11 protein-coding genes are annotated in these 8,819 nt (G+C 69.2%); 9 read left to right on the top strand and 2 right to left on the bottom strand.

Features of this window, described 5'->3' with window-relative positions:
• Window positions 1-94 precede the first annotated feature (94 nt).
• Window positions 95-364 (bottom strand): hypothetical protein, encoded by a 270-nt coding sequence (locus ACFWP5_RS50495; protein WP_384173549.1) that lies wholly within the window; start codon window positions 362-364, stop codon window positions 95-97.
• Window positions 365-460: 96 nt separating this feature from the next.
• Between ACFWP5_RS50495 and ACFWP5_RS50490 the strand changes: the two genes are divergently transcribed.
• Complete coding sequence (locus ACFWP5_RS50490; RefSeq protein ID WP_384173546.1) at window positions 461-1,234, top strand: NUDIX hydrolase; 774 nt, start codon at window positions 461-463, stop codon at window positions 1,232-1,234.
• Window positions 1,235-1,646: 412 nt separating this feature from the next.
• Here ACFWP5_RS50490 and ACFWP5_RS50485 read toward each other — a convergent pair whose 3' ends face one another.
• Window positions 1,647-2,456: an XRE family transcriptional regulator gene (locus ACFWP5_RS50485; protein ID WP_384173543.1), complete on the bottom strand. Its 810-nt coding sequence runs from the start codon at window positions 2,454-2,456 to the stop codon at window positions 1,647-1,649.
• Window positions 2,457-2,782: 326 nt separating this feature from the next.
• Here ACFWP5_RS50485 and fabG point away from each other — a divergent pair, with 326 nt between their 5' ends.
• The 8 genes from fabG to ACFWP5_RS50445 all read left to right on the top strand — a co-directional run bounded on the left by fabG (window position 2,783) and on the right by ACFWP5_RS50445 (window position 8,742).
• Window positions 2,783-3,502, top strand: coding sequence for a 3-oxoacyl-ACP reductase FabG (gene fabG / locus ACFWP5_RS50480; RefSeq protein ID WP_019070653.1), 720 nt, complete (start codon window positions 2,783-2,785; stop codon window positions 3,500-3,502).
• Between the two features lie 648 nt (window positions 3,503-4,150).
• Window positions 4,151-4,300, top strand: a complete 150-nt coding sequence (locus ACFWP5_RS50475) for a hypothetical protein (RefSeq protein WP_384173540.1) — start codon at window positions 4,151-4,153, stop codon at window positions 4,298-4,300.
• Window positions 4,297-5,187, top strand: coding sequence for a helix-turn-helix domain-containing protein (locus tag ACFWP5_RS50470; RefSeq protein ID WP_384173537.1), 891 nt, complete (start codon window positions 4,297-4,299; stop codon window positions 5,185-5,187). The genes ACFWP5_RS50475 and ACFWP5_RS50470 overlap by 4 nt, the downstream gene beginning before the upstream one ends.
• Window positions 5,188-5,189: 2 nt before the next feature.
• Complete coding sequence (locus ACFWP5_RS50465) at window positions 5,190-5,888, top strand: hypothetical protein (protein ID WP_384173535.1); 699 nt, start codon at window positions 5,190-5,192, stop codon at window positions 5,886-5,888.
• A 161-nt stretch (window positions 5,889-6,049) separates the two neighbouring features.
• The gene (locus ACFWP5_RS50460; protein WP_384173532.1) at window positions 6,050-6,691 is read left to right on the top strand and encodes a WhiB family transcriptional regulator; all 642 of its coding nucleotides are present in this window, start codon (window positions 6,050-6,052) and stop codon (window positions 6,689-6,691) included.
• The gene (locus ACFWP5_RS50455; RefSeq protein ID WP_384173529.1) at window positions 6,688-8,229 is read left to right on the top strand and encodes a DUF2637 domain-containing protein; all 1,542 of its coding nucleotides are present in this window, start codon (window positions 6,688-6,690) and stop codon (window positions 8,227-8,229) included. The genes ACFWP5_RS50460 and ACFWP5_RS50455 overlap by 4 nt, the downstream gene beginning before the upstream one ends.
• Window positions 8,226-8,417: a hypothetical protein gene (locus tag ACFWP5_RS50450; RefSeq protein WP_384173526.1), complete on the top strand. Its 192-nt coding sequence runs from the start codon at window positions 8,226-8,228 to the stop codon at window positions 8,415-8,417. The genes ACFWP5_RS50455 and ACFWP5_RS50450 overlap by 4 nt, the downstream gene beginning before the upstream one ends.
• 88 nt (window positions 8,418-8,505) lie before the next feature.
• Window positions 8,506-8,742, top strand: coding sequence for a hypothetical protein (locus ACFWP5_RS50445; RefSeq protein WP_384173523.1), 237 nt, complete (start codon window positions 8,506-8,508; stop codon window positions 8,740-8,742).
• Window positions 8,743-8,819 lie beyond the last annotated feature (77 nt).

The following is an 8,819-nucleotide window of genomic DNA, read 5'->3' as shown; positions in this document are numbered from 1 at the left end:
CCCATCATGCACACGACATAACGTGAGGACGGAACCGCCCCATCACCCACGAACGAGCGACACCGCATCGTCAGGAACGGGACTTAACGCCCTCTCAGACAGGAGCGTCACTCCCCGACGGCTGCACCGCCGCGACCTTGACCCACATCTCGGCCAGACCGATCGCCTGCTGCACGTCCACGTTCGCCGAATCGAGGTGGTCCAGCAGCCACCGCTGCCACTCGGTAACGGCGCCGGGGTCTTTGTTGCTGAGTTGCCGGGCAGACTCCTGCTCCTTCACCGCGCTCTTCACACCGCCGGCCACCCGCGCCCAGTTGTATGCCTGGACGGCAGCGTACGTACGGCGGCCCTCTGGCTGTGTCATAACTTCCCTTCCTGGAAAGCGGCTTGGCTCTCACCGTACCCGCGGCGGAAAATCACGACAGATCGGTCAGCCCCGACCGGCCAGTAGAGTCCGAGCATGAACAACGACGGCAGATGGCGCCGGAAGAGCAGCCGACTCCTCTACGCCGGTGGTCCCCGAAACAGCGTCGAGCTGAGAGTTGATCAAGCGCAGCGGCCCGACGACGTCACCGTGGACTATCCGCACGTGGCCGTGCCGGATTCCGTACGAGTCCTTGCCGTGCACCGCGGGCAGGTCGCCATGGTCACCCAGCACCACTACCTGCCCGACGCGGAGATCACTGATCTTCCCGGTGGTCTAGTCGAAGGCGGCGAGGAACCCGCCGACGCCGCTCTCCGCGAACTGGCCGAAGAAACCGGGCTGCGGGCCACGTGGCTCTATCCGCTGGGCATGGTGGCCACCGCGCGGGCGGTCAGCACCGAGCACGCGCACCTGTTTCTCGCCCACGGCTGTGCGCCGGGCCACGTGTCCCTCGACGAAGGTGAGTCGATACGGACACACTGGTGTTCGTGGCACGAGCTGACCGAGCCCGACTTCATGGCCTTGCAGACGGCACTGCCCCGAGCCCTCGGTGACGCGGCGTCGGAGGGTGCTGTGCAACGCACGAATGCCTCGCTGAGGGCAATCGGCGTGAGCTTCCCGACGCGTACGGACGATCTCGCGAAGGCCGCGTGGGCGGCTTACACGGTGGCTGCCTTGCGCGATCCCATCGCGGACGACCGGCTCAGCCTGGTGTGGCTCGATCTTGCCGTGGGCCGATACGTACAGGGGGCGGCGATTCTCGACGAACTCGCGTCCGGATACGACGGGGACGATGGCGAGGCGGCCTAGATGCGTGCCGCCGATCAGTTCTTGGCCCTGGCCCGGATACCGTGACTCGGACACGAGCCGGTGCGTCACGTGGAGGCATGCCTGCGCCAGGTGAGCCACGGTTCGACTCCTCGCTATCCGCATGTGCCCCCAAATGCAGAGCGACTTGACGGGCAGGGCGCTGAAATAGGTAAGAGGTGCCGGGAGTTCGGCGCGAGGTCCAATTGCCCCTGCAGCCGGGACCGCAGTGCGCCTCCGATCAGACTGATTCCCCGTCATTTTCCTTCGACAGGAGTGTCTTTCGATCAGATTCAGGACGGAGTTGACGGCTTTCTGACGTGAGACGTATGCGACCCGCCGCGAGCGAGGTGCGTGATGTTCCGTGGCCGCCGATCAGTATTCCGGCACGAATCAAGCCCATGGAGCGCGATACCTAGTTGCTCGATACGGCCTCCGCGGGCGTGACGACCATGAGGCGGTACGAGGGAAGTTCGTCGGGTGTTCCCGCGATGAAACGGATAGAGAATTCCTGACCCCCGCGGCCCGCCAGGTAGAGGCGGCGCGGCTGTTCCGATGTGGGGTGGGTGATGGCGGGAAGGTCGGGAGCATCCCAGAGCTTGCGTGCAGCCGGGTCCGCCCTCACGGTTTCGATCACGGCCCGCAGACGGTCGTCGGTGCGCCACTGCTCTGCGTGCACACGCAGCTGGGCAGTCATGGGCTTGGCCCACTCCTCTTCCCAGTTGACGAGCTGAGCGCGCGCCTCGGGCCAAGTGAGGGCCCATTCCATGACGTTGAGGCCGTACTGCATCCACGGGAAGAGTTCCAGGGTCTTGGCGTTGTAGGCCAGAACGTCCCAGCGGTGATCATTGAGGTAGACGGCCCAGGTACGGCTCTCCTCAACAAAGGCGCGGAACGCATCAGGGAGCAGCGGTCCGAGGTCACTGACGGGGGCCGCCGCGGGGGCACGACCGCGGATGACGCGGTACACGATCTCCCACTCCTCGTCAGTCAGATCGAGGACCCGTCGCACGGCGTGCAGAAACGCGTCACTGAAGTTGCCGGGGCGCCCGCCCTCCAGACTGCCGTACCAGTAGCGGCTGACGCCAACCAGGTGGGCCGTCTGGATCTGCGTGATCCCGGCGGCCCGGGGCGTCCCGAAAGCCGCCTCAAAGCCGGGGATGTCCGATCCGTTACGGCGTGCCCGTGCTTGCTTGAGAATGCGCGTGATGATCAGGGTCTGCATATCACTCCTTTGGTAACGGTCACATAACAACACGCACTGAGACTCAGATCACATTCCCGGCGAATTCGCGAGCCCCCGCCTTGGCTGGCCATTCAGCACATCACGGCCCGAATGTAAGGGAGTTGACGCCATACACCCCGTCCAGCATTTGGAACGCAAAGCACCATCGCCAGGTAGTGGAAAGTGTCAGTTTCCATTCCCAGGATAAGCACAACCTTTGCGTTCCTTTGAATCCCACAGCGACGCCCTACTGTCACTGGCACCGCCGCGGCGAGGAGATCTTCGCTACGGCCTACTGGTCCAGCTGACTCGTGTAAGGGATCTTCATGTCGCGCTCTGTTCTGGTCACCGGCGGAAACCGTGGAATCGGGCACGCCGCGGTCCGCGCATTCGCCCACCGCGGCGACTCCGTCGCCTTCACCTACCGCACAGGCGGCATCGATCCCGACCTCGCTTTCCTCGGCGCCATGCCGGTGCACTGCGACATCACCGACCCCGAACAGGTGGAAAGCGCCTTCAAGGAGGTCGAGGCCGACCAGGGTCCGGTCGAGGTTCTGGTAGTCAACGCCGGCATCGCCCGGGACAACTTGCTGCCGTTCATGTCGGAAGAGGACTTCGCCGCAGTCCTGGACACCAACCTCACAGCCTCCTACCGGCTCGCCAAGCGGGCTGTGCGCGGCATGCTGAAGGCCAAGCGCGGCCGGATCATCCTGGTTTCCTCGGCTGTCGCACTCAAGGGCGAGGCTGGCCAGACCAACTACGCGGCTTCGAAGGCGGGCCTGATCGGCTTCGGCCGCTCGCTGGCCAGGGAGATCGGCTCGCGCGGGATCACCGTGAACATCGTGGCTCCGGGTTTGACCGACACAGCCATGGCCGCAGCGCTACCCAAGGAGCGCGTCGAGAAGATCATCAGTGACGTCCCGCTGCGCCGCATCGGGAACCCGGAGGAGATCGCCGCGGCCATCGCCTTCCTGGCCAGTGAGGACGCCGCCTACATCACCGGCGCCGTGGTGCCGGTCGACGGCGGCATCTCCATGGGGCACTGACCCTCCTCGCCCCGAGCACCGCGGGCGCCGCCGTACGACCTCCCCGTCAGCGCGGACCCAAGGCGCGAAGAGGTACTCACTGTGCCTGGACGGAGGGAGTTCTGTCGCACGTGCCGCCCGCCAGAAAGGCGAGCGCCCGTCCGGCAATTCGTCGTGGTCGAGTGGCCCCCCTGAGGCCCGCGCTTCGACCGTAGGGCTTCGGGGCGTCGAGGCGGCATGCGGCCGGCGCATGGAACTGGCGGCGATTCCCTGGCTCCTGCCTGCCGGCAAAGCCGCCCGGAGGCAGTGCCAATGGCCCGCCTCTGCGCCGATCGGCGACTACCGAAATGTCTTCATGCAGCACGCTCTGCAACTACTACAGAGGTTTAGAACCAACTCTGGATCTTGAAGCGGGTCCGTGCGTATGTTCGTCGTCCCCCTGGGGGCACCGCGCCCAGCACCGCGAACGCGAGGAGCACGTCACGTAACGCCCCACCGGCACCGCTTCACATACAGCGGCGGCGTCCGAGAGCTGTAACTCCCGGACGCCGGACGCCCAACGGCACACCCGCCTCGGCCAGAGGCCGTTGCGGAGATACCCACCTTCACCACGCTGATCCCTTTGCACGGGGTGCGTCAGCGTGGCAGTACTGCAAAGGGGATTCTTGCATGCCTCCTGCCCCGCGCAAAAAGGCCGACCTCCCGGCCCGCGCGGCAGCCACCTCCGCCTCGGTGCTCTCCCTCACCGTGGCGGAGCACGCTCCGACCGCAGTCTCGGCGCACCGCAGGTCGGCCTTCCCCTACGGGAGCGGCCGATGAGCAGCGATGCCCGCGAGTGGGTGTGGGAACACAGCACGGGCAGGGGAGCAGCACGCCTGGTCCTGCTGTCGATCGCCGACCGGGTGGCCGACGAGCAGTGCGTCTCCTGGGCCTCGCTCTCCAGCCTGGCCACGCGCACGAACGCGTCCGTCTCCACGGTGCGCGAAGCCATCGATCGCCTGGTCCACGCCGGTGAGCTGGAGCAGCTCGACGACCTCACCGGCCCGCAGCGCAGCACGGTCTACCGCCTCCCTCTCGCCGCCAAGGCTCTGGCAGCGAGGGCTGAGGACGAGGAGGGCTCCGAGGAGATGTCGGAGGCGGTGTCCGACGCCGCCCCGGCACTCCGGATCTCGGCCCTGCGCCGGTGCGGAATCCGCCCGCGTGAGGTGCCGGAATCTCCCGCGAAGGTTCGGAAACCGGCAGTACCGGAAACCGGCAGGTCGCGACGGAAACCGGCACCTCGACGTACCGGAAACCGGCACAGCGATGTACCGGAAACCGGCACACAGAACCGTAGTGAACCGGATTTGAACCGTAGGTACAGCAGTGGTGGTGCCGCCGTCACCTCGGCTGCCCAGTGGCAGGTCGACCCAGCCACCCACACCTGGGCCCGCCAGCAGGGACACCTCGATCGCCTCGGCGAGCAGGGCCTGCAAGCCGCCGACACGAAGTGGCGTGCCCACCGCGCCGGCCTCAAGCCGAGGCCGGCGGAAGCCTGGGCTGCCGACTGGCGCTCCTGGATCGCCAGAGAGCACGCCCCCCACCGTCCGAACCTCTACGCCGTGCCCGGCAATGGCCGGGCCGCGCCGGGCGGCATGACCCGGGTCGAGGCCCATACCGCCGCCCTGCTCGCTGCTCTCGACGAGCCGACCGGAACGGAGGGCTGACCGTGGACCGCCGCGAAACCGCCGCCCTGCTGGCCTACATCGGCCGACTCGACCCCCGCACCATCCGCACCGACCCAGGCGAGGCGCGCGACCAGCTCGCCCAGTGGCACGAGCTGCTGGACGACGTGCCGATGGCAACGCCGCACGGTTGGGACGCCCGCGTCGCTGCCCGCCAGCACATCCGCACCTCGCCCTACCAGATCCTGCCCGCGGACCTCGTCCGCCCGTGGGATGGCTACCGGCGAAACCGTCTGTCCCGGCACTCCGACCCGACGCCGTCCGTCGACCCGGACGACCAGGCGGCCTGGACCGCCGAGCTGGCCGGCACCCGCCGCGCCGTCGCCGCAGGCATCGCGGAGCCCGCACAGGCCCGCGCCATCACCAGCGGTCGCGACGGGACCGACCCGAGGCTGGAGGCGATGCTGGGTGAGGTCGGCTCCTGTATACCTCCAGCTGCCCGGGCCGCCCTCGCGCCCTACCGTCCCGCCCGGGCGGCGCGCGAGGCGGCCATCGCCCAGGGCCGGCCCGACGCTCTGAGCGTGCGCTGCGAGTGGTGCAAGGCCCAGCCCGGCGAACCGTGTCGCCGCCGCCGGGTCGGCCCCGACGACGGGGTACGCGGTACCGCCCCGCGCGCCACCCCACATCCCGGGCGCCTCGACCTCGCCGTCGCTCAGCAGGCCCAGCAGCCCGCCATGGCCTGACCGGCGTATCCGGCGTGTGCAGCCCGTCCGGTGCACCGCCCCCAATGTCACTGTCCCGCCCAGGCTGCGGCGCACGCCCTCGCGCCGCAGCCTGGCACCCGACGCCGCGCCCGGCATGCACCGCCCCGGGCGGGCGACGCGGCAGCACATCGGAGATCGTCTTGCGCCACATCACCACCCATGACGCGCCGGCAACCGGCCTGCGCGGCATCGGAGACACCAGCTGGCACTCCCGCGGGGCGTGCTACGGCATGGATGTCGAGGATGCCGAAGCCGTGTTCTTCCCGGGCCCTCGGGACCACGAAGAGATCGCTGAGGCGAAGGAGCTGTGCGGTTGGTGCCCGGTACGCCGCGACTGCCTCGACTTCGCCCTGGAGAACGTCCTCAAGGAGGGCATCTGGGGTGGCCTCACCGAAGCCGAGCGGCGCCCCTGGCACGACGGACTCCCCCAGCGCCTCGACTACCGGCGCGTGATCGCCTTCTTCCAGGGTCGCGACGTGCATCTGACCGAGGCCGAGCGGCAGATCGTCGTCGATCACGCCTACGTGCGCGGCTGGCGGCCCACCCGGCTCGCCGCCGCGCTGCAGATCAGCCACAAGCACGCCCGCGACCTGCTCCGGCAGGCGTCCAACAAGGTGTTCGACCGCGACCGCACCTACGGCGTGCCCAGGCCCAAGAAGAAGCGGAAGAAGACCACCCCGGCCGCAGGCAGCCCCGCCCCCACGGCACCCGGCACACAGCAACCGGCAGTCCGCCCAGCAGCGTCGACTCCGGCGCCCGCCTCTCTCGGAAAGGCCGCATGACCCACCTTGCAGCCGCGCACAGCGCTCCGGCCGTTTCGGAACGGAGTGTGGCCCCCACTCTTCTCGGAGTTCCTCCGTCCGCGGAAGGCGCCAAGCGGGGCCCCACCACGGCCCAGCGCGCTCTCATCGTCACCGGGGCCACGCTGGTTGCTGTCGTTGCCATGGCCGCGAGTGCCACCACTCTCTCCGACCTCGGTCGCGCCGTGGGCTGGGGCGAGATCCTCGCGTGGTCACTTCCGGTGAGCGTCGATGTCCTGGCGCTCGTCGCCGGCGTCGCCTGGCTCGCGGGAGGCGCCGGCCAGGCCCTCGGCCGTGTCCTGACCCTCATCACGGTCGGGGTGTCCGTCCTGCTGAACTCCATCGGCCACCTGGTGTCGACCAGGCACCTGGAGGCCAGCTCCTACCTGGTGATCGGGGTGTCGGCCGTTCCACCGCTCGCCGCGGCCCTGGCCGTCCACCTCGGTGCCACGGTCAACGCGGACCGCCCTGACGCCCTCGCCCCCCGGCCCTTCGACACCATCGAGGCCGTCCCCTCGAAGCGGACCGCCATGGACCCGGGGCACCGCAGCGACAACACCTGCGGTCCGGCAGACCAAGCCGATCCGGATCCTGCGGTCCGTGACGCCGTCGGGGACCGGCGCACCGTACGGGACCACCCTCAGACCACGGGCCAGCCGACGCAGTCCGCTCGCGCCGGCCACCGCGCCGATGCTCCGGACCAGCGGACCGGCATCGCGGCGGAACGCGCGGACCAGTCTGCGGACCAGGACGAGGACGCTCCCGGCAGTGGTCGGCAGGGCGCGGACCGCGACCCGCGGACCGCGGACCAGGCAGGCGAAGCCGCCCACAAGGGCCACCACCCTGATGCACTGGTCCGGCGGACCACCACCAGCCCGGACCATGTGGACCGGGAGGCTGTTCCTGCTCCACAATCGGCCGCCCCCGTCGAGCGGACCAGGGAACCCGCAGGCCAGTCGGCAGACGAGGCATCACCTCTGACGGACCACGAGCGGACAGACCACGCCGGCGGTCCGGACGAGGAGACCTGTCCCGCCGTCCCGGACCAGGGCGGCCCTGCCGACCAGATGCAGGTACAGGACCACCCGTCAGCGTCGGACCAGGACCAGCAGACCGTAGACCCGGCGGCGGACTCCGTGCCCGCGGACCAGGGCCCCGCCACTGAACACCGGCGGACCGGAACCGCATCGGACCAGCCCGCAGACCCGGACGAGGACGGCGGCGAGGGCGATTCCTCCAGCGGTCCGCACGCCGGCCGGACCACGGGCGACCCCGACACCTCCTCCGCCACGCACCCCGATCCCGCGGACCAGGACGACGAGGTCCCGTGGGAGGTGAAGGTCGCCTTCGCCCGCCAGGCCGCCCTCGAAGCGGGTCGGATGACCCGCCGGGCCATCACGCCGCGCCTGCGCGATCACGGCATCGCGGTCAGCAACGAGCACTTCAGTGACCTCCAGGCCCACTTGTACGCGGACCCGGCTCTCGCGCACCTGCCCCGCTCTCCCAGGAGGCCCCGATGAGGACCTGCCACCAGTTCGACAAGGTCCGTGAGGAGTACGAGCGGGAGATCGGCTACCTGCTCGCCCACTCCCAGCGGCACGAGGGCAGGCCGTCGGCGAAGTCCAGCGCGAAGCAGGCCGCCTCGACGAAAAAGCGGATGGCACGCGCCCTCAACAGCCACATCGGACGCTGCCCCGAGTGCGGCTGAACCGGCAAAACACCAGCTCAACGCCCCTATCCCTCAAAGGATGGCCCGGCATCATGCTGGGCCACCGCCCCTGCTTAAGAGGTACGCCGTGATTCCACTTCCTCCTCGCCCGTCCGAGCCCTCGGCCGCCGAAGCCAGCGCCTGGGCGGACGTTCTGGTCCGCCGGCGACTCCTGCACGCCGCCGTCTTCCTGCCGACCGGCCAGTGGCTCGTCCAGGACCGGCCCCACGGTCCCGTCCGCGTCCTCATGGGACCGGCCGACGTCCTCGCCCTGGCCGCGACCATCCAGCACCACACCCGCACCACGAGGCCCGAAATCCGATGACGAACCCCACCCAGAACGACACCACCCCGGAACCCGCTCCCGACTCCAACTCGGTCTCGGGGCGAGCAAGTTGGGGC

Source organism: Streptomyces sp. NPDC058469, assembly GCF_042721125.1.
In the GTDB taxonomy this organism is placed as follows: Bacteria; Actinomycetota; Actinomycetes; order Streptomycetales; family Streptomycetaceae; genus Streptomyces.
Note: the sequence above shows the minus strand (reverse complement) of the source record. Positions and strands in the feature narration are given on the sequence as shown.

What these genes read in the sequence shown, in the direction of transcription:
- ACFWP5_RS50495 (WP_384173549.1), bottom strand. Translation starts at nt 364, where the DNA reads ATGACACAGCCAGAGGGCCGCCGTACGTACGCTGCCGTCCAGGCATAC.
- ACFWP5_RS50490 (WP_384173546.1), top strand. Translation starts at nt 461, where the DNA reads ATGAACAACGACGGCAGATGGCGCCGGAAGAGCAGCCGACTCCTCTAC.
- ACFWP5_RS50485 (WP_384173543.1), bottom strand. Translation starts at nt 2,456, where the DNA reads ATGCAGACCCTGATCATCACGCGCATTCTCAAGCAAGCACGGGCACGC.
- fabG (WP_019070653.1), top strand. Translation starts at nt 2,783, where the DNA reads ATGTCGCGCTCTGTTCTGGTCACCGGCGGAAACCGTGGAATCGGGCAC.
- ACFWP5_RS50475 (WP_384173540.1), top strand. Translation starts at nt 4,151, where the DNA reads ATGCCTCCTGCCCCGCGCAAAAAGGCCGACCTCCCGGCCCGCGCGGCA.
- ACFWP5_RS50470 (WP_384173537.1), top strand. Translation starts at nt 4,297, where the DNA reads ATGAGCAGCGATGCCCGCGAGTGGGTGTGGGAACACAGCACGGGCAGG.
- ACFWP5_RS50455 (WP_384173529.1), top strand. Translation starts at nt 6,688, where the DNA reads ATGACCCACCTTGCAGCCGCGCACAGCGCTCCGGCCGTTTCGGAACGG.
- ACFWP5_RS50450 (WP_384173526.1), top strand. Translation starts at nt 8,226, where the DNA reads ATGAGGACCTGCCACCAGTTCGACAAGGTCCGTGAGGAGTACGAGCGG.